The organism is Nocardia sp. NPDC050799 (assembly GCF_040654015.1).
In the GTDB taxonomy this organism is placed as follows: Bacteria; Actinomycetota; Actinomycetes; order Mycobacteriales; family Mycobacteriaceae; genus Nocardia.
Genome location: NZ_JBFAHF010000009.1, coordinates 103,885 through 123,032, shown reverse-complemented (window position 1 = coordinate 123,032; position 19,148 = coordinate 103,885). Strand labels below are relative to the sequence as shown.

At 68.7% G+C, this 19,148-nt stretch carries 17 protein-coding genes; 7 read left to right on the top strand and 10 right to left on the bottom strand.

Annotation, left to right across the window (positions count from 1 at the left end; translation table 11 throughout):
- Positions 1 to 5: 5 nt before the first annotated feature.
- From AB0H42_RS11945 to AB0H42_RS11930, 4 genes are all read right to left on the bottom strand, one after another.
- Positions 6 to 1,802, bottom strand: coding sequence for an acyl-CoA dehydrogenase (locus AB0H42_RS11945; RefSeq protein WP_357053681.1), 1,797 nt, complete (start codon positions 1,800 to 1,802; stop codon positions 6 to 8).
- Between the two features lie 356 nt (positions 1,803 to 2,158).
- Positions 2,159 to 3,124 (bottom strand): alpha/beta hydrolase, encoded by a 966-nt coding sequence (locus AB0H42_RS11940; protein ID WP_357053678.1) that lies wholly within the window; start codon positions 3,122 to 3,124, stop codon positions 2,159 to 2,161.
- Positions 3,125 to 3,162: 38 nt separating this feature from the next.
- Positions 3,163 to 3,882 carry an alpha/beta hydrolase gene (locus AB0H42_RS11935; RefSeq protein ID WP_357053675.1) on the bottom strand — a complete coding sequence of 240 codons (720 nt, stop codon included), beginning with the start codon at positions 3,880 to 3,882 and terminating at the stop codon, positions 3,163 to 3,165.
- A gap of 107 nt (positions 3,883 to 3,989) precedes the next feature.
- Positions 3,990 to 4,964 (bottom strand): DJ-1/PfpI family protein, encoded by a 975-nt coding sequence (locus AB0H42_RS11930; RefSeq protein ID WP_357053672.1) that lies wholly within the window; start codon positions 4,962 to 4,964, stop codon positions 3,990 to 3,992.
- A gap of 120 nt (positions 4,965 to 5,084) precedes the next feature.
- On the opposite strand from AB0H42_RS11930, the gene AB0H42_RS11925 reads away from it, so the two are divergent.
- Entirely contained in the window at positions 5,085 to 5,681 is a 597-nt protein-coding gene (locus AB0H42_RS11925) for a TetR/AcrR family transcriptional regulator (RefSeq protein ID WP_357053669.1), read from the top strand.
- Between the two features lie 244 nt (positions 5,682 to 5,925).
- Here the strand turns inward: AB0H42_RS11925 and cysC are convergent, their stop codons facing one another.
- From cysC to AB0H42_RS11910, 3 genes are read right to left on the bottom strand one after another with little or no spacing between them, the layout of a single operon-like run.
- A complete protein-coding gene (gene cysC, locus AB0H42_RS11920) occupies positions 5,926 to 7,764 on the bottom strand; it encodes an adenylyl-sulfate kinase (protein WP_357053666.1) in 1,839 nt (612 codons plus the stop codon).
- Positions 7,764 to 8,696 (bottom strand): sulfate adenylyltransferase subunit CysD, encoded by a 933-nt coding sequence (cysD, locus tag AB0H42_RS11915; protein ID WP_357053663.1) that lies wholly within the window; start codon positions 8,694 to 8,696, stop codon positions 7,764 to 7,766. The genes cysC and cysD overlap by 1 nt, the downstream gene beginning before the upstream one ends.
- Before the next feature lie 32 nt (positions 8,697 to 8,728).
- Positions 8,729 to 9,640: a helix-turn-helix domain-containing protein gene (locus AB0H42_RS11910; protein ID WP_357053660.1), complete on the bottom strand. Its 912-nt coding sequence runs from the start codon at positions 9,638 to 9,640 to the stop codon at positions 8,729 to 8,731.
- An 81-nt stretch (positions 9,641 to 9,721) separates the two neighbouring features.
- Here AB0H42_RS11910 and AB0H42_RS11905 point away from each other — a divergent pair, with 81 nt between their 5' ends.
- The 3 genes from AB0H42_RS11905 to AB0H42_RS11895 are packed head-to-tail and all read left to right on the top strand — an operon-like array spanning position 9,722 to position 12,858.
- Positions 9,722 to 10,885 carry a hypothetical protein gene (locus tag AB0H42_RS11905; protein ID WP_357053657.1) on the top strand — a complete coding sequence of 388 codons (1,164 nt, stop codon included), beginning with the start codon at positions 9,722 to 9,724 and terminating at the stop codon, positions 10,883 to 10,885.
- Positions 10,885 to 11,661 (top strand): SDR family oxidoreductase, encoded by a 777-nt coding sequence (locus AB0H42_RS11900; RefSeq protein WP_357053654.1) that lies wholly within the window; start codon positions 10,885 to 10,887, stop codon positions 11,659 to 11,661. The genes AB0H42_RS11905 and AB0H42_RS11900 overlap by 1 nt, the downstream gene beginning before the upstream one ends.
- Positions 11,662 to 11,673: 12 nt before the next feature.
- A complete protein-coding gene (locus tag AB0H42_RS11895) occupies positions 11,674 to 12,858 on the top strand; it encodes a sulfotransferase (RefSeq protein WP_357053651.1) in 1,185 nt (394 codons plus the stop codon).
- A gap of 113 nt (positions 12,859 to 12,971) precedes the next feature.
- Here AB0H42_RS11895 and AB0H42_RS11890 read toward each other — a convergent pair whose 3' ends face one another.
- Entirely contained in the window at positions 12,972 to 13,640 is a 669-nt protein-coding gene (locus tag AB0H42_RS11890; protein WP_357053648.1) for a PaaI family thioesterase, read from the bottom strand.
- Positions 13,641 to 13,864: 224 nt separating this feature from the next.
- Here AB0H42_RS11890 and AB0H42_RS11885 point away from each other — a divergent pair, with 224 nt between their 5' ends.
- From AB0H42_RS11885 to AB0H42_RS11875, 3 genes are all read left to right on the top strand, one after another.
- Positions 13,865 to 14,323 carry a thioredoxin domain-containing protein gene (locus AB0H42_RS11885; protein WP_357053645.1) on the top strand — a complete coding sequence of 153 codons (459 nt, stop codon included), beginning with the start codon at positions 13,865 to 13,867 and terminating at the stop codon, positions 14,321 to 14,323.
- Entirely contained in the window at positions 14,320 to 15,738 is a 1,419-nt protein-coding gene (locus AB0H42_RS11880; protein ID WP_357053642.1) for a serine/threonine-protein kinase, read from the top strand. The genes AB0H42_RS11885 and AB0H42_RS11880 overlap by 4 nt, the downstream gene beginning before the upstream one ends.
- A 99-nt stretch (positions 15,739 to 15,837) precedes the next feature.
- The gene (locus AB0H42_RS11875; protein WP_357053639.1) at positions 15,838 to 16,659 is read left to right on the top strand and encodes an IclR family transcriptional regulator; all 822 of its coding nucleotides are present in this window, start codon (positions 15,838 to 15,840) and stop codon (positions 16,657 to 16,659) included.
- Between the two features lie 29 nt (positions 16,660 to 16,688).
- Here AB0H42_RS11875 and AB0H42_RS11870 read toward each other — a convergent pair whose 3' ends face one another.
- Positions 16,689 to 18,389 carry an FAD-binding dehydrogenase gene (locus AB0H42_RS11870; protein WP_357053636.1) on the bottom strand — a complete coding sequence of 567 codons (1,701 nt, stop codon included), beginning with the start codon at positions 18,387 to 18,389 and terminating at the stop codon, positions 16,689 to 16,691.
- Positions 18,390 to 18,457: 68 nt separating this feature from the next.
- The gene (locus AB0H42_RS11865) at positions 18,458 to 19,144 is read right to left on the bottom strand and encodes a biliverdin-producing heme oxygenase (protein WP_357053633.1); all 687 of its coding nucleotides are present in this window, start codon (positions 19,142 to 19,144) and stop codon (positions 18,458 to 18,460) included.
- Between the last annotated feature and the right edge of the window lie 4 nt (positions 19,145 to 19,148).

Below are 19,148 nucleotides of genomic sequence, written 5' to 3'. Positions count from 1 at the left end.
CGGCCTCAGAACCAGTTCTCGCGCATATCGAGGGTGGTGGTGTCGAGGTCGGAGAGCAGGTCCAGCTGCGGTCCGGTCCGGGGCAGTTCGTGGCGGAAGAAGTAGCGGGCGGCATGCCGTTTACCGTCGTAGAAGTCGCCGTCGCGGCCGTGCGCGGCGACCGTCTGCGCCAGCCAGATCCAGGCCACCACGTGATGGCCGAACGCCTCCAGATAGACCGAGCTGTTGGCCAGCGCGACCTCGATATCGCCGGCCGCGAACAGACCGCCGGTGACCGTGACCAGCCGGCTCCAGGATTTGTCGAGCCGGTCGGCGAGGGCGGCGGTCTCGCCGCCGAGTTTCCGGGCGGCCGCGAGGGTTTCCCGGATCCTGGTGTCGAGTTCGCGCAGGCTCGCGCCCGACTGCTGGGTCACCTTGCGGCCCAGCAGGTCCAGGCCCTGGATGCCGTGGGTACCCTCGTGGATCGGGTTGAGCCGGTTGTCGCGGTAGTGCTGTTCGACGTTGTACTCGCGGGTGTAGCCGTAACCGCCGAGGACCTGGATGGCGAGATCGTTGGCGGTCAGGCACCACTGGGAGGGCCAGCTCTTGGCGATGGGGGTGAGGATGTCCAGCAGCAGGGTGAGCGCGCGGCGTTCGTCGTCGGACTCGGCGGTCCGCTGTTCGTCGATGAGCCGGGCGCAGTACAGCACCAGCGCCAGACCCCCCTCGGCGTAACTCTTCTGCGCCAGCAGCATCCGTTTCACATCGGCGTGTTCGATGATCGGGCGCTGTGGGGCGGCCGGGTCGGCCGCGCCCTTGGTGCGGCCCTGAGGGCGGTCGCGGGCGTACTCGAGCGATTCGAGGTAGCCGGTGTAGCCGAGCGCCGCGGCGACCAGCCCGACTCCGCTGCGGGCCTCGTTCATCATGTGGAACATGTACTTCAGCCCCTGGTGTGGCGCGCCGACCAGATAGCCGATCGCGCCGGGGGAGCCGGCGGGCGTCCAGCGGCCCTCGCCGAAGTTGAGCACCGTGTTGACGGTGCCGCGGAAACCCATCTTGTGGTTGAGCCCGGCCAGCGCCACATCGTTGCGTTCGCCGCGGGAACCGTCCTCGTCCACGAGGTAGCGGGGCACCACGAACAGCGAGATGCCCTTCGTGCCCGCCGGCCCGCCGGGGATCTTGGCCAGCACCAGGTGCACGATGTTGTCCCCGAGTTCGTGATCACCACCGGAAATCCACATCTTGGTGCCGAACACCCGGTAGGTGCCGTCGTCGCGTGGTTCGGCCCGGGTCACGATATCGGCGAGCGAGGACCCGGCCTGGGGTTCGGACAGGCACATGGTGCCGAAGTAGCGGCCTTCCAGCATCGGCTGGACGAACCGCCGGACCAGTTCTTCGTCGGCGTGCGCGATGAGCAGATTGGCGTTACCGATGGTGAGCAGCGGGTAGGCGCTGGTACCGGGGTTGGCGGCGTGGAACCACGCGAAGGCCGCCTGGGCCACCGCGGCCGGCAGTTGCGCGCCGCCCAGCTCGGCGTCCATGGTGGCTCCGACCATCCCCGCGTCGGCGAACGCGGTGAGCGCGGTGCGCACCTCCGGGATGATGGTGACCGTCTCGCCGTCGAAGGTGGGTTCGTGGGCGTCGTTGAGCTTGTTGTGGGTGGCGAAGTATCTGGTGGCCAGTTGCTCGCTCAGCTCGAGGACGGCGTCGAAGGTCTGGCGCGAATGGTCGGAGAAGCGCGGCCGCCGGGTCAGATCCTCGACTGCGAGCCATTCGTAGAGCAGGAACTCGAGGTCGCGCCGGGACAGCAGAGTAGACCGCATAACCACCCTTTCGGTACAGATTCTCGTCAGAGTATCAAATACCGGCAGAAGTCACCGTCGGCGGATCTGCGCCTCGGCAGTGCCGCCGGATGGGGTCGAGGGTAGTGACCCCGGCCGGGTGTGAGCTCGAAACCGTGGGCCTGCCCGGACGCCGGTCTCCGCCCCGGGCCGTCCGGGAGCAGGGCGGCACGGTCGGGAGACGACCGGCGAGCCGCCTGCCCGGCCGGTGCGGGGTGTCGAGGTCACCCCGCCCCGGACTTTTGAGTCGTCTCGACGGGACTCGGGAGCCGGGCGCTCCGGCTCCGGTGACGGATCCAGCGGCCCGACGGCCGGGTTCTTCCTACGCCGCGGTGCGCTCAGGCGGTGCCCAGCGCGTCGCGCAGGACCGAGACGGCCTGGGCGACCGCGGCCCGGGCGGCCTGGGTCCCGTGCATCGAGTTGACCATGACGAAGTCGTGCACGATGCCGCCGTAGCGGGTCTGGGTCACCGGAACCCCCGCGTCCCGGAGCTTGCCCGCGAAGGCCTCGCCCTCGTCGCGCAGGACATCGGCCTCGGCGGTGATCACCAGGGCGGGCGGCAATCCGGTGAGCTGCTCGCGGGTGGCGCGCAACGGTGAGGCGGTGACCTGCGCCCGGTCGGCCTCGCTGGTGGTGTACTGGTCCCAGAACCACTTCATACCCTCGCGGGTGAGGAAGTAGCCCTCGGCGAACTGCCGGTAGGAACCGGTATCGAACGCGGCATCGGTGACGGGATAGAACAGCACCTGCTGGACGAAGGAGATATCCCCGCGTTCCTTGGCCATCAGGGTCAGTGCGATGGCCATGTTCCCGCCGACCGAATCGCCGGCGATCGCGATCCGTGCGGGGTCGAGGCCCTTCTCCGCGCCGTGTGTGCTCACCCACTGGGCGACCCGGTAGGACTGCTCGTTGGCGACCGGATAGCGCACATCGGGGGAACGGTCGTATTCGGGGAAGACGACGGCCGCGCCCACCCCGACGGCGAGATCGCGGACGAGGCGGTCGTGGGTGTGGGCGTCCCCGAAGACCCACCCGGCGCCGTGCGTGTAGACGATCACGGGCAGGGGGCCGGTCGTACCGGGCGGGGTGACGATCCGGGCGCGCACCGAACCGGTCGGCCCGCCCTCGACGGTGATCCACTCCTCGTCGACCTCGGGTTTGTCGATCGGTGAATCCTGTACCGAATCGACGGCCTTACGTCCCTCCTCCGGCGGCAACTGGTAGAGGAACGGCGGCTCCGAGGTCGCGTCGACGAATTCCTGCGCGGCCTGCTCGAGGGAGATGTTCAGCGGGTTTCCGGCCATGGTGGGCATACCTTTCGATCGATGGAGCGGTGCGGGAGTCAGGACAGTTCGGCAAGCGCGCCGGTGAGGACGGCGGCCACCTCGGCGGGATGGGTGTGCATGACCAGATGCGGTGCGTCGATCTCCACGACCGAGCGCAGCGCGGCGCGGCGGTACCCGAATCGTTCGACCTCGGGATTGATGGTGTGGTCGGCCGCGGAGACGATGCCCCAGCCCGGTGTGGTCTTCCAGGCGGCGACGGTGGCCGGCTCGCCGAACGCGGCCGCCGACAGCGGACGCTGGGAAACCGCCAGCGCCTGCGCGGTGCGGAAGTCCACGCCCGCCGCGAAGATCTCCGGGAAGGCAGCGGGATCGACCCACACATCGGTACCCGGTTCCGTGCCGGGTTCGGCCGGTGCGGGGGTGTAGACGAGATGGGCGGCCAGCGCGGAATCGGGGAAACCGCCCTGCAACTGCCCGAGGCTCTCCCCTTCTTCGAGGGCGTACCCGGAGACATAGACCAGGCCGATGACGTTGTCGGCCGTCCCCGCGACCGTGATGACGGCGCCGCCGTAGGAGTGCCCCGCCAGCAGGACCGGCCCGTCGATCCGTTCGACGAAACCGCGGACCGCGTCCGCGTCGGCGGCCAGGCTGCGTCCGGCCACCGGCGGGGCGCAGACCCGGTGGCCGTCGGTGAGCAATCGCTCGATGACCGGATGCCAGCTGGACGCGTCGGCGAAGGCGCCGTGCACGAGGACGATGGTCGGTGCGAGGGACATCGGGGGTTCTCTCTGTCGCGGTGAGGGCGCCGAGCGTGTGCGCCGTATCGAGCTTCGTCCGGAGGACCCGGTTCGCGCCCCTCGCTACCGGCCGTGAAACCCCCCGATCAGGACGCGGCCGCGACGAGCTCGGGCGCTGCGGGCGCGATCGCTCCCGTGGACCGGAACTGCTGCTGGTATTTGCGCGGCGAGATGCCGAGGCGGGCGATGAACGCGCGCCGCAGGGCCTCGCTGCTGCCGTAACCCGCAGCCATGGCGGCCTCGGTGACCGTATGGCCGGCGTGCAACATATCTCGCGCCATCCCGAACCGGATGAAGGCCACGTATTCGGCGGGGGAGTGCTCGAGTTCGGCGCGGAAGAGCCGGGTCAGGTGGCGGACGCTGACCCGGGCGTGGCCGGCCAGGGTGCGGACGGTGTGCGGGAAGGCAGGATCCGCGCAGATCAGGTCGACGACGGTGCGCACCAGTGGACTTCGGGGCAGCGGCCCGCTGAGTGAGGCCGAGAACTGCGATTGGCCGCCCGCGCGCTGCATCGGTACCACCATGAGCTGGGCGATCCGGCGGGCGATATCCGCGCCGTGGTCCTCCTCCACGAGCGCCAGCGCCAGATCGATACCCGCCGCGACGCCGGCCGAGCTGTACATATTCCCGTCGCGGACGAAGATCGCGTCCGGTTCCACCGTGGCCGCGGGATATCGCCGGGCCAGATCGGCCGTGTACTTCCAGTGGGTGGTGGCCCGGCGGCCATCGAGAACCCCGAGTTCGGCCAGCACGAAGGCGCCGCTGCAGATGGAGGCGAGGCGCCGGGTGTGCCAGGACAGTCGGCGGGCCGCCGTGAGCACCTCGGGCGTCACGAACCTCGACGGCGGAAGTTCGCTACCGGGGATGACCACGGTGTCGAAGCGGCCGGCGTCGGCGGCCGCGGCGCTCACCTCGATCCGCGCGCCCAGCGAGGTCTGCACGCTCTCGCCGTCCGGGGAGACCAGTACCACCTCGTACCCGGGCACGGCCTGGTCGGCTTCGATGAACACCTCCGCCGGACCCACGAAGTCGAGGGCTTTCACCCCGTCGAAGACCAGCATGCATATACGCCTCCGAGGGGAGTCCGCCGCGTCAGGAACCATGGGCGTGAGTATTATGGAGCCACGACTCCAGAACAAGGGATGTGGGCGATCTCGCAGCACGATTGGTACGGTGAGCGCATGGGACGGCCGCGACAGTTCGACGAGCCGCGCCTCCTGGAAGCGGCCACGGAACTGTTCTGGTCGCGGGGGTTCGACGACACCTCGGTGGGCGACGTCTCGGGGGCGACCGGCGTCGGCAACGGGAGCATCTACGCGGCCTACGGCAGCAAACGCGGGCTATTCCTCGCGGCGTTCGAGCAGTACTGCGACCGGCGGGCCCGGTTCGTCCGCGACGCGATCGTCGCCGCCCCCGGTTCCGCCCGCGACGCGGTCCGCGCGCTGCTGCACGCGGTGATCGACGACTGCGCCGGGCAGCCGGACCGGCGCGGTTGCCTGATGCTCAACAGCATCGCGCAATTGGGCCGGCGGATGCCGGAGGTCGTCGCCATCGGCAGTCGCACGACCGCGGCCATGGAGGCCGGCGTCGCCGAAGGGCTCGCGGCGCGTCCGGGGATCGATATCGACGCGGCGACCCTCTCCGCACACTGCGCCGGTGTGGTGGTGATGGCCCAGGGGCTCATCCAGCTCAGCCGATTGGGTACCCCCGCGGAGCGACTCCGGGAGATCGCCGATACCGCGGGTCCGGCGCTGCTGGTGGCCGTGCCGGTCGAATGATCCGGCTTCGGGACCGTCGTGCCCCATATCGCTGGAGAAATCGGCCGAAACCATCAATCTCTCGAACTGATTCTCACGCGTCGGAGTGCCGGTTCATCGCCGACTACCAGCAACGATTCGAGTGGAAATGATGCTGTGCAGCTTCTCGACGCCGACATCGGGCATGCTATCGGTCGCCACCTGACGGCCGAGGGTGTCGTCGGCCGGCGGACGCTGATCCGGCTGCGTCCGCCGTCGGTATGCGTCAGGCGCTGTCCGCCCGGGCGAGCAGCGCCAGGATCGCGGCGGCCATCGCGGCCGGATCGCCGTCCGCCGGGCGCAGCACCAGCGCCGGTGCTGTGGGCGCCTCGTAGGGGTCGTCGATACCGGTGAAACCACGAACCTCCCCGGCCCGGGCCTTCGCGTAGAGGCCCTTGGGGTCGCGGGCCTCGCACACCTCCAACGGGGTGTCCACGAAGACCTCGACGAAGGGGATGCCGGCCGTGTCGTGGGTCGCGTGGGCGCGGTCGCGATCGGCCCGGTAGGGGCTGATGAGCGAGACGATGGCAATGGTCCCGGATTCGGCGAACAGGCGGGCGACCTCGCCCACCCGGCGGATGTTCTCGGTGCGATCGGCCGCGCCGAAGCCCAGATCCGAGTTCAGGCCGTGGCGCAGATTGTCGCCGTCGAGCAGGAACGCCGGACGCCCCGCGGCCACCAGGCGGCGCTCGAGCTCCACCGCCACCGAGGATTTCCCGGACCCCGACAGTCCGGTGAGCCAGACGGTCAGTCCCCGGGTGGCGCGCTCGGACCGCTCGACCGCGCTCGCATGCCACACCACCCGGGACGAGGGCAGGCTCGGCCCGGTGATCATCCCGGCGCCCACGGTATCGCCGGTGGTGTCGTCGACCAGCAGGAAACTGCCCGTGGTGCGATTGCGGCGATACGGGTCGAACTGCAGCGGCTGCCGGGTGCGCAACTGCACTCGGCCGATCTCGTTGAGCGACAGTGCGGTCGCGTCCTCGTCCCGGTGCAGCGTGTTCACATCGAGGCGGTAGTCCAGCGAGCGGATCTGCGCGGGCATACTGCGGGTGGTGTGGCGAACGGTATAGGACGCGCCGGGGCGCAGCTGGGCCTCATCGCTGAACCAGCACACCATGGTGTCCAGATCACGGCCGACCTGCGGGCGGTTGGCAGGACGGCAGAGCATATCGCCGCGGCCGATATCGAGCTGGTCGGCGAGGGCGACCGTGACCGCCTGCGGGGGGAACGCCTGCTCGAGCGGTACGCCGCCCGGACCCCAGATCCCGGTGACCGTGGTCGTGAGACCCGAGGGCAGCACGGTGATCTCGTCGCCGGCCGACCAGACGCCGCTGGCGACGGTGCCCGCGTACCCGCGGAAATCCGGTGTGTGGCTGCGGATCACATACTGCACCGGCAGTCGCGCGTCGATGAGATTACGGTCCGAGGCGATATGCACCTCTTCGAGGTGGTGCAGCAGCGGAGTGCCCTCATACCAGTCCATGGTGGCGCTGCGGTGCACGATATTGTCGCCGTGCAGCGCCGACATCGGGATGAAGGTCAGGTCCGCGATCTGCAGCCGGGAGGCGAAACCGGCGAATTCCTCCCGGATCTCGGCGAACCGCTGCGCCGAGTAGTCCACCAGGTCCATCTTGTTCACACACAGCACCAGGTGCGGGACGCCCAGCAGTGCGGCCAGGAACGCGTGCCGCCGGGTCTGTTCGACCACCCCGTGCCGGGCGTCGACCAGGATGAGCGCGAGGTCGGCGGTGGAGGCGCCGGTGACCATATTGCGGGTGTACTGCACATGCCCCGGGGTGTCGGCGATGATGAATTTGCGCCGTGGTGTCGCGAAATAACGGTGCGCGACATCGATGGTGATGCCCTGTTCGCGTTCGGCGCGCAGTCCGTCGGTGAGCAGTGCGAGATCGGGGTAGTCCTGGCCGCGTTCACGGCTGGTGCGTTCCACCGCGTCGAGCTGGTCGGTGAACAGGGTCTTGGAATCGAAGAGGAGCCGTCCGATCAGCGTGGACTTACCGTCGTCGACGCTGCCCGCGGTGGCCAGGCGCAGCAGGGTGCTCATCAGAAGTAGCCCTCTCGTTTACGGTCTTCCATCCCGGCCTCGGAGATCCGGTCGTCGGCACGGGTCGCGCCGCGTTCGGTGACCCGCGCGGTCGCCACTTCCTCGACGACCTCGGCGGGGGTGGCGGCGGTCGATTCCACACAGCCGGTGCAGGTGGCATCACCCACGGTGCGGAAGCGCACCAGCGCCTCCTGGGGTTCCTCGCCGTCGAGCAGGGCCAGGAACCTGGTGTGCGCCAGCAGCATGCCGTCGCGCTGCACCACCGGGCGCCGGTGCGCGTAGTACAGCGACGGCAGTTCGATACCTTCGCTCGCGATATAGGTCCAGATATCGAGTTCGGTCCAGTTGGACAGCGGGAATACCCGGATATGCTCGCCGGGGCGGTGTTTGCCGTTGTAGAGGTTCCACAGTTCGGGGCGCTGCCGGCGCGGGTCCCACTGGCCGTACTCGTCGCGGAAACTGAAGACCCGTTCCTTGGCGCGCGCCTTCTCCTCGTCGCGCCGGGCGCCGCCGAAGACCGCGTCGAACCTGCCCTCGCGCAGGGTGCGCAGCAGAGTGGCGGTCTGCAACCGGTTGCGACTGGACCGGGGCCCGGTGTCCTCGGTGACGCGTCCGGCGTCGATATCGTCCTGCACCCGGCCGACGAGCAGGCGTAACCCGTATTTCGCGACGGCCGCGTCGCGGTAGGCGATCACCTCGTCGAAATTGTGCCCGGTGTCGATGTGCAGGATCGGGAACGGGACCGGGGCCGGCCAGAACGCCTTGGTGGCCAGATGCAGCATCACCACCGAATCCTTGCCGCCGGAGAACAGCAGGACGGGACGTTCGAAGGTGGCGCCCACCTCTCGGAGGATATGGACCGATTCGGCCTCGAGTGCGGCCTGATGCGAGAGTTCGTACGTACTCGCCGCCGACTTCGTGTGCTGGCTCACGCTTAAAAACTAGAACACGTTTCTATGCGCGGTCAACGGTTTGCTGGATGTCGCCCACCCGCCGCGGCGGTGACCGCGTCGGCGGCGGCCACCAGAGCGGCGCCCCGGCGGGCGATTTCGGCGCCGGTGATGGGTTTTCCGACGTACATGGTGAGCACCAGTTGCTGGCGGCCGTCCGCGTCGTAGGTCGGCGCGGCGAGCAGGCTCACCGGATGTTCTTTGCGCGGCCGCAGGTCGGAGCCCAGATAGACCCGTTCGCCGAGGGTGGTGACCAGCTCGGCGACCGCGGTGCGCAGTCCCTCGGGCAGATCGTGGCCGGCGACCCCGGCGAGCAGCGAGTACAACCGGCGGCCCGCGCCGGTCATGCTCTCCACCAGGTAGCCGCGCTCGCGGCATTCGGCCACGATATGGCGCAGCAGGGCCTCGTCCTGGTGTAGCGGGACGGTCGGCGCGGTGGCGCGCCAGGCGTCGAAGGCGGGCTCGGTGTCCCAGAGCACATACATGAGCCCGACCGGCGGGGCGAACCGGTAGGTGGCCCCGACCTGCACCATTGCCGGCCCGGCGCTGTCCAGGACGCTGATTCGTTCGCCCACGACCGCGGAGGCGGTGCAGGTGGTGCCGTAGGTCGCGCTCAGTCGTTCCAGTTCGGGGTGGGCGAGCGCGGCGATGGAGAAACTCTGCTGGGCCACCCGGCCCGCGGCGATCAGAGCCGGGCCCGGGCCGTATTCGCGGGTGCGCGGATCGCGGGTCAGGTAGCCGGCTGCGGTGAGCTCGGTGAGGATGCCCAGGCAGGTGGGTTTGGCCAGGCCCAGGTCGCGGGCCATTTCGGAGAGTCCGGCCCGGTGGCCGCGCCGCGCGACGACATAGTCGATCACCTGGACCACGCGCTGGGTGGGAGCGGAGCGTCTGCCGACTTCGCGAACCTCCGATATTCCTGCTGACATTGACCGCTCCTAGAACAGGTTCTAATCTTCTCGATATCACAATGTACCAGGGCGGTACATATATGGAACACCGGGAGTATCGTGCTGACCCAGCCGTTCGCGGAATCGATCGCCGCCGCCGAGGAAATCATCAAGAACGCTCCACATATCCGCACCGCACAGGACCTCGCCGAGGGCTACGACTACCTCGCGGGCAGTATCCGCGCCGCCATCCAGATGTCGTGGGCCTTCGAACGGGACTTCCCCTTCTTCGTCCAGTCCACCGGGCCCTACACCAAGATGGCCCTGGACAACCCCGACACCCTCTACTGGCACGCCAACCTGCGGCCCGACGCCGAGTACGTGGTCACCGGCACCCGCGGTACCACCCGCGACCTGAGCTTCCAGGTACTCAACGGCAACTACTCACCGACCGAGGTCCCCGGTGGGGAGACCGCCTTCGACGACCGCTCCATCGATATCGCCGCCGACGGCAGCTACGAACTGACCTTGGGCCCCGGCCCGGGCGGCCGCAACCATATCCAGCTCGCCGCGGATTCCACCATGCTCGCGGTGCGGGAGGTCTACGGCGACTGGGCGAACGAGAAGGCCGGTACCGTCCGGATCGGCCGGGTCGACACCGTGGGCTCCGCCCCGCCGGCCATCACCTCCGACCTCATGGCCAAACGCTACGAGGTCGCGGGCAAGATGCTGGTCTCACGGCTGAAGACCTTCCTGGCCTTCCCCGAATGGTTCTATCTGAACCTGCCGGTCAACACGATGACCGAACCGCGGCCCACCCCGGGCGGGTTGTCCACCCAGTTCTCCTCGGTCGGCCACTACGACCTCACCGACGACCAGGTCATGATCCTGACCGTGCCGAAGTCCGACGCCCCCTACCAGGGCTTCCAGCTCGGCAGCATGTGGTATCTGTCTCTGGACTACATCAACCACCAGACCAGCCTCAATGCCGACCAGGCCAATGTCGATCCCGATGGGATGATCCGGCTGGTGATCAGTGAACGCGATCCGGGCCTGATCAACTGGATCGAACGCACCGGCCACGATCGCGCCTATCTGCAGTTCCGCTGGCAGCGGCTGTCCCGGGACATGACACCCGAGGACGGGCCGGCCGTGGAACTGGTGTCCTTCGACGAACTGCCCGACCGGCTGCCCTATTACAAGGAATCGCGCATCACCCCGCAGGACTGGAAGTCCCGGATCGCCGGTCGGCAGGCCGCGGTGGCGGAGAGGATGCTCGGCTGATGCTGTTGCAGGACAAGGTCGTCGTCGTCTCCGGGATCGGCCCGGGGCTGGGGCAGGCGATCGCGCTGCAGAGCGCGAAGGCCGGTGCCGATGTGGTGCTGGTATCGCGCACCGAGAAGCGGCTGCGCAAGGTCGCGGCCCAGGTTGAGGAACTCGGCCGGCGCGCGCTGGTGGTGCCCACCGATATCACCGACGACGCCGCCGCGCAGAAGCTGGTCAGCACTGTCCACACGGAGTTCGGCCGGGTCGACGCGCTGGTGAACAATGCCTTCGCCATGCCGCCGATGGTCGACCTCGCCGAGGTGGCCTTCGACGATCTGCGGATCAACCTGGAGACCAATGTCTTCGCCGCGCTACGGCTGACCCGCCTGTTCGCCCCCGCCCTCGCCGAGAGCCAGGGATCAGTGGTGATGATCAATTCGGCGGTCCTGCGGCACTCCCGGCAGCCCTACGGCCCCTACAAGATGGCCAAGACCACGCTGCTGGCGCTCGCGCAGAGCCTGGCCACCGAACTGGGACCGCGCGGTATCCGGGTCAATTCCGTGGCGCCGGGCTGGATCTGGGCCGACACGCTGAAATGGTATTTCGACTACCTGGCCCAGGAACGCGGCGTGAGCGCGGATGACATCTACACCGAGACCGCCGCCGATATCGACCTGCGCCGGCTGCCCGAACCCGACGAGATCGCCGACGCGGTCGTCTTCTTCGCCTCCGCGATGTCGCGGGCGATCACCGGAACCTGTCTCGACGTGAACTGCGGCGAATTCCACCACTGAGGAGAAAAGATAGTGAGCAGGGACAGTGTCGGCAGAGAAGATGTCGGGACCATCGACGATCTGCACGCCTCCGCCACCAAGGTGGTCGGACTCGACGATTTCGGCGACGACGACTACCGCACCGGCCTGTCGGTGCTGTTGGAGTCCTATGAGCACGACGCCGAACTCACCCCGTTCGGCAACAAGGTCAATCGCGCGCTGCTGCGCGGTGCCCTGATCGCCCGGGCCCTGAGCGAGGCCGGTTGGAAGCAGTACCCGCAGCACGCCGAGATCGCGATCGAACGACCGATCTTCGTGACGGGGCTACCGCGCTCGGGTACCACGGCGGTGCACCGCCTGCTCACCGCGGACCCCGGCCACCAGGGCCTGGAGATGTGGCTGACCGAGATGCCGCAGCCCCGCCCGCCGCGGGAGACGTGGGAACAGAACCCGGTGTTCGCGCGGCTGCAGGCCGGTTACGAGAAACATCATGTGGAGCATCCCGAATTCATGGGTGTGCACCATATCTCCGCCGACCAGGTGGAGGAGTGCTGGCAGTTGCTGCGGCAGTCGGCGATGTCGGTCTCCTACGAATGTCTGGGCTATCTGCCCCGCTACTCGGAATGGCTGTGCGAGCAGGACTGGACACCGGCCTACGCCCGGCATCGCCGGAATCTGCAACTGATCGGCCTCAACGACCCCGGCCGGCGATGGGTGCTGAAGAATCCGAGCCATCTGTTCGCCCTCGACGCGCTGCTCGCCGTCTATCCGGACGCGCTGGTGATCCAGATGCACCGGGTGCCGCGCACCATCGTCGCCTCGGTGTGCAGCCTGAACGAACAGGCGACGGCGGGCTGGTCGGAGAAGTTCCGCGGACCCGTGGTGGGCGCCGCGCAGCTGGAACTGTGGTCGCGGGGTGCGAATACCTTCCTCGAAGACCGGACGAAGCATCCGGCGGCGCAGTTCTGCGATGTGTACTACGAAGATTTCGTGACCGACCCGATCGGCACCGTCGAGAAGATCTACACGCGGTTCGGGATCGAGTTCACCGATGCGGGCCGGGAGCAGATGACCGCTCTGCACGGTGAATCCACCTCGGGGGCGGCGCGGCCCGTCCACAAGTATTCGCTGGACGATTTCGGGCTGACGCCGGAGGAAGTGGACACCGCATTCGCGCCCTACCTCGACGTGCACTATCCGGGTGGCAATCGGGTCTGAGCGGTACCCGGCGGGCGGTGGAACGGGGAACCGCAGGCGCCGCCCGCCCGGTGCACCGCGCTCGGCGCGGCATCCGGCCGGCCGTTACCGGCTTTCTGCGGTGGTGGCCGGATTCAGGGCTGGCCGGGCTTCAATACGATGAACAGGCCGTGGGCCTCGGCGCAGAGCCGGTCGCCGTCGTGCAGGGTGGCCTTGATCCAGACCTTGCGGCCCTCTTGGCGTTCGGCCCAGGCATGCAGCGCCAGTTCCTTGTTCAACGGCGTGATCGACCGATAGTCCACCGTGAGCGATGCCGTCCGGGTCACCGACCCGGAGTGCGCGGATCCGGCCAGTCCCATCAGATCGTCGAAGCCCAGCGAGATGTACCCGCCGTGGGCGGCGGCGTTACCGCCGAGGTGGAAGGTTCGATAGGTGATCCGGGCCTGGACACCGTCGCGGTTCACCCGATCCACCTGGTACGGCGGCAGGGTCACGTTTCCGCGGGAGGGCAGATCGAACCGGGTCCAGCCCGGTGCGTCCCATTCCGCACCGACATAGGCGCCCAACCGGTCGTTCAGCTTCTCCAGGATGCCGGCCGCTTCCTGCACCAGATCGTCCGGCGGCACGGCCAGCCGGGCACGGTCCATGAGCGTGCGCACCTGTTCCACGAAGTCGCCGTAGTGCGGGCCGCCGCGGCTGGTGTCGACAGTGCGAACCGCCTCCATCAACTCCGACATCGGCCGGAATCCGCCCTCGTGATGCTCGGCATCGGGCAGGACGTTCCCGGCCTCGTTTTCGCTCATGAGAACACGTTATCGTTACAGGTACGGGCGGGTGGCGGCCGGGGCCGCCGCACGAGGTGCGCGACCGGGCCGCGCGATACCGCCCCGGCCGCGTAGGCTGCCGGATATCGGCGGTCGGGGAGTGCGCCATTCCTCCCGGCCGCCGGAGCCCGTTCGTATGCGGATACCGGACGGGGCCAGTACGCACGCGGGGCGGTCCGGGGTCGGGCCGCGGGAGGACGACCATGCCGACGAGGCCACTGACGCAGCAGAGTTTCCAGCCGGTGGTGTCCACCAATCACATAGTGCTGGTGGACTTCTGGGCGACCTGGTGTGGTTGGTGCACCCGGTTCGCGCCGGTTTTCGAGGAGTCCTCGGAGTTACATCGCGATATCGTGCACGCCACCGTGGAAGCCGAGGCCGAACCGGCGCTCGCGGCCGCCGGGCAGGTGGACCGGTACCCGTGGCTCATGGCCTTCCGTGAGGGCACGCTGGTGTACTCGAAGGCCGGATTCCTGCCCGGTGACCAGCTCGAGGAACTCGTCCAGCAGGTGCGTTGGATGGATATCGACGAGTTCCGGCGCGAGAACGACATCCCACAGCCCACGGCCGCCGCGCCCGCGGCGCCGCCGGCCACGGCCGTCCGGGCGGGTCCCGCGCCCGGACCGCAGGCCTACGGCTGGCCCGGTCTGCGCACCGCGTGAAGAGCGGCCTCGAACCGGGCCAGATCTTCGCCGGTTACCGCATCGACCGCCTGCTGGGCGCCGGAGGAATGGGCGAGGTCTATCTCGCCCGCGATCGTGACTTGCCGCGGCCCGTGGCGCTGAAGTTGCTGACCCCCATCGCCGGCGACGATCGTGACGTCCGGGCCCGCTTCCTGCGCGAGGCCGACACCGCGGCGCGGCTGTCCCATCCCAATATCGTCGCCGTGTACGCCCGCGGCGAGGAACAGGGCCGGCTGTGGATGGCGATCCAGTACATCGAGGGCACCGATGTGGCGGCGGTACTGCGGCGCGGGCCGGTGCGGCCCGATCACGCGGTGCGGATCACCGAGGAGACCGCGCGCGCCCTCGATCACGCCCATGCGGCGGGCGTACTGCACCGGGATGTGAAACCCGCGAACATCCTGCTGGCCTGGGGCGATCAGCAGCAGGTGTACCTTTCCGATTTCGGCATCGCCAAAGCGCTGGACCGTACCGACGGACTCACGCGCACCGGAGAGTTGTACGCGAGTTTCCATTACGCGGCGCCCGAACAGTTCGAGATGCGCCCCGATATCGACCGCCGCGCCGATGTGTACTCGCTCGGCTGCACCCTCTACTACCTGCTGACCGGGCGCCTACCGTATCCGGCCGCGACCACCGGGGCACTGGTCAACGCTCATCTCAATGCTCCGGTGCCGCGGCCCTGCGCGGTGGATCCGCGGCTGCCGTCCGGATTCGACGGTGTCATCGCCCGCGCCATGGCCAAGAACCGGGACGAACGGTTCTCCGGCTGCGGTGAATTGGCCTTGGCCGCGCGTCGCGCACTCACCGAACCGGCGGTGACCGTGCCGGCCGTACGGACCGCGCCGGTTCCGCCGCCGCCCGCCGCGGGTGTGCAGGTCGGGCCCCGGCGTCCACGGCGCCGCCTGCTCGCGGTGCTCGCGGCTGTCGTCGTGGTCGCGGTGGTCGCTGCGACGGCCTGGTTCACCGGCCTCCTGCGCGGTGGGGATCATGCGGCCGCGCCACCTCCCGCCGATGCGAAAACCGCGGCCGAGCAGGCGGCCTGCGCGTACACCGCGCTCGTCGCGAGCTACGACTACGACGACCCGGCGGGCTGGGAGCAGCAGGTACAGGCCGGTGCCACCGGCCAGTGGAAGAGTCAGGCCGCGACCGTACTGCCGATGGCCCGGGTATTGATCTCCGCGGACCCGGAACGTTCCCGGGCGGGGGACACCAGCTGTACGGCGACCATGACCGGCGACACCCGTGCCGACGTCCAGGTGCAGGTCACCACTCTCAACCAGGTTGCCGGCGAGGCGGAGACGACGCGGGAGCTGGCGGTGTCCACGGTGATGGAGCTGGTGGACGGACGGTGGCTGTGCAGTGTTTTCAACGCGCCCTTCCTGCCGAGCTGAGTGACCTGTGATGGTTTGCACAGGTACCGAAATGGGCATCGTGGGTACCGAGCGGTTCGCTGGGCATATGCTGGCCGGGCTGCACGATGGAGGTAAGTCATGACGGTCGAGGTGCTGGCCGACCCGGAGCCGGGCGGGTCGTGGCGGGGTGCGCAATCCCCGGCCCGGCCCGCGCCCCCCGTGTCGATGATCGAGCGGATGACATCGATCCTGGACGCTTTCGAGCCGGCGACGCCCGTGCTCACGCTGCAGGATCTGGTGGAACGCACCGGGTTGCCGCGTTCCACGGTCCATCGCATCCTGGACCAGATGATCCGATTGCGCTGGCTGGCGCACTATCCGGGCGGTTACCGGCTGGGCTTGCGCACCCTGGAACTGGGTGGGCTGGCCGCGGGTCACAATGAATTACGGGCCGTGATCGGCCCCCTACTGCACGAGCTGTGCCAGCGCACCCTGTCGGTCGGGCATCTGGGGGTGCTCGACGGCCGTGATGTCGTCTATCTGGACAAGACCGGCGGCCGGCAGAGCGCGGCCGTCCCGACCCGGGTCGGCGGTAGATTGCCGGCGCACAGCACCGCGCTGGGCAAGGCGCTGCTGGCGAGCCTGGACCCCGGTGTGGTCGAAACCTCACTGCGCGAACAGCTTCCCCGGCTGACCCCGCGCACCATCGGCGACCGGCTGGAACTGCACCGGGAGCTGGTGCGTATCCGCGGCAGGCAGGGTATCGCCGTCGACAACGAGGAAGCGGTCACCGGAATCGGCTGTGTGGCGGTACCGGTCCGCCGCCGCGGGATCACGGTGGCGGCGTTGTCGCTGGCCACCCGGATCGGTTCCGGTCGCCCGGCGATCGATACCGGACGGCAGGCCCGGCAGCTGTCGGCGCTGGCCGCCGAGGCGGGACGGCTGCTCTCGCAGGACTGAGCCGGCCCGGCCGTGGGAGGCCGGCTCGTTCAGGCGCGGTTCAGCGCGGTGGCGAGTGCACGGCCCGCGGTCCGGCCGGAGAAGATGCAGCCACCCAGGAACGTACCTTCCAGGGCGTTGTATCCGTGCACGCCGCCGCCGCCGAAGCCGGCGACCTCACCGGCGGCGTAGAGGCCGGGCAGCGGGGTGCCGTCGGGTCGCATCACCCGCGAATGGAGATCGGTCTGCAGTCCACCGAGGGTTTTTCGGGTCAGGATATTGAGCCGGACCGCGATGAGTGGGCCGGCGGCCGGATCGAGTATCCGATGCGGTTTGGCGACCCGGGCGGTGCGGTCCCCGAAGAAGGTGCGCGCATTGTGGATCGCCGTCACCTGGGCGTCCTTGCTGAACTTGTTGGTGATCTCACGATCGCGGGCCACGATCTGCCGTTCCATCGCGGCGTAGTCCAATTGCGGGCCGCGGGCGAGGCCGTTCATCCCGTCGACGAGTTCGCGCAGCGTATCGGCCACCACGAAATCGACCCCGTGTTCCTTGAACGCCTCCACCGGTTGCGGGGCACCCTTGGTGAAACGGCTGCGGACTGTGGTGAGCCGGTCCTTGCTGGTGATATCCGGGTTCTGTTCGGACCCGGAGAGCGCGAACTCTTTTTCGATGATCGACTGGGTCAGCACGAACCACGAATAGTCGTAGCCGGTCGCCAGGATCGCCTTCATGGTCGAATTGGTATCGAAACCGGGGAAGCACGGCGCCGGCAGCCGTTTACCGTTCGCGTCGAACCACAGCGACGACGGGCCGGGAATGATCCGGATGGCGTGATCGGGCCAGATCGGGTCCCAGTTGTTGATGCCCTCGGTGTAGTGCCACATCCGGTCCCGGTTCACCAGGGCGGCGCCGGCCGATTCGGAGATACCGAGCATCCGCCCGTCCACATGGGCGGGCACCCCCGAGATCATGGTGCGCGGTGCGGGGCCCAGCCGGTCCGCCGGCCAGTTCTGCCGGATGAGGTCGTGATTGTGGCCGATACCGCCGGAGGTGACCAGCACGGCCCGGGCGTGCAATTCGAAATCGCCCACCACCGTGCGCGAGGACGCGACACCGCGGGCGAGTTCGGTCGGTTCGAGCACACTGCCGCGTACCCCGGTGACCGCGCCGTCGTGGACGAGTAGTTCGTCGACCCGGTGGCGGAACGCGAAGCGCACCAGGCCCTTGCGCTCGGCCTCCAGCACGGGATTCAGGAACACATCGAGGATGCCCGGCCCGGTGCCCCAGGAGATATGGAACCGCGGTACCGAGTTCCCGTGCCCGTCGGCGAGGGCGCCGCCGCGTTCGGCCCAGCCGACCAGCGGGGTGACCCGCAGGCCGAGGTCGTAGAGATAGTCGCGCTTCTCGGTGGCGGCGAACCGGACGTAGGCCTCGGCCCACTGCCGGGCCCAATGGTCCTCGTCGTCGCGGTCGAACCCGGCCGAACCCAGCCAGTCCTGTAGCGCCAGCTCGTAGGAGTCTTTGATACCGAGGCGCCGCTGCTCCGGGCTGTCCACGAAGAACAGGCCGCCCAGCGACCAGAACGCCTGGCCGCCCAGGTTGTTGCGGTTCTCCTGATCGAGTACGAGCACCCGGTGTCCGGCCTTGGTCAGCTCATAGGTGGCGACGAGACCGGCCAGCCCGGCCCCGACGACGATCACGGGGTACTCGTCGGCCGGTACCGGTTCGGCGGCAGAGGTTTCGGACACGGTTCACCCTTCGCTCACGGTGGCTATGGGCCGGAATGTATCAGACGACCAGGTCGGCCGGTCGGCGATCAGGAAGGGCGCCGGGCCGGGAATTCATCGGCCAGTTCGGTGAAGACCGCGCGGTTGAGTACGAAGGCGCGTTTGCCCTCGTCGAGGATGCGGCGCTGCTCGAGCTCGTCCACGCCGATCCGGTCGAGCAGCGCCCGGTACTCGCGTTTGAACGCCGCGGGATTACCGATCTGCTCGAAGACGTAGAACCGCACCCCATCGCCCCGGTGGGGTAGGTCCCAGAGTTTCTCCGCATTGCCGCGGATCACCTGACCACCGGAGAGATCACCGAGGTAGCGGGTGTAATGGTGGGCGATATAGCCGCCCGGCCACGTCCGGGCGCATTCCTCGATCCGCGCGGCGTAGGCGGCCGTGGCGGGCAGCGGCGTGAGCTCTGCCCGCCAGCCCGGGCCGGCGAGATGGGCCAGGTCCCGTTCCAGCTCGGCGATGCGGGCCAGTTCCGGTTTGATGAACGGGCCGGCCACCGGGTCGGTGGCGAGCGCGTCGGCATGCGCCTCCAGAGCGTGGTAGATGAACCAGAGCTGACCGGTGTAGCGGCGATACGACTCGATCCCCAGTGACCCGTCCAGCATCTCGGTGATGAAGGTCGAGTTCTCCGCCTCCTCGTGTTCGCGGGCGGTGGCCTCCCGGATCCGGGTGGAGAACGAGGACACGGCCGGTTCGGCGGTTTCGGGGGCGTCCGGCATCGAG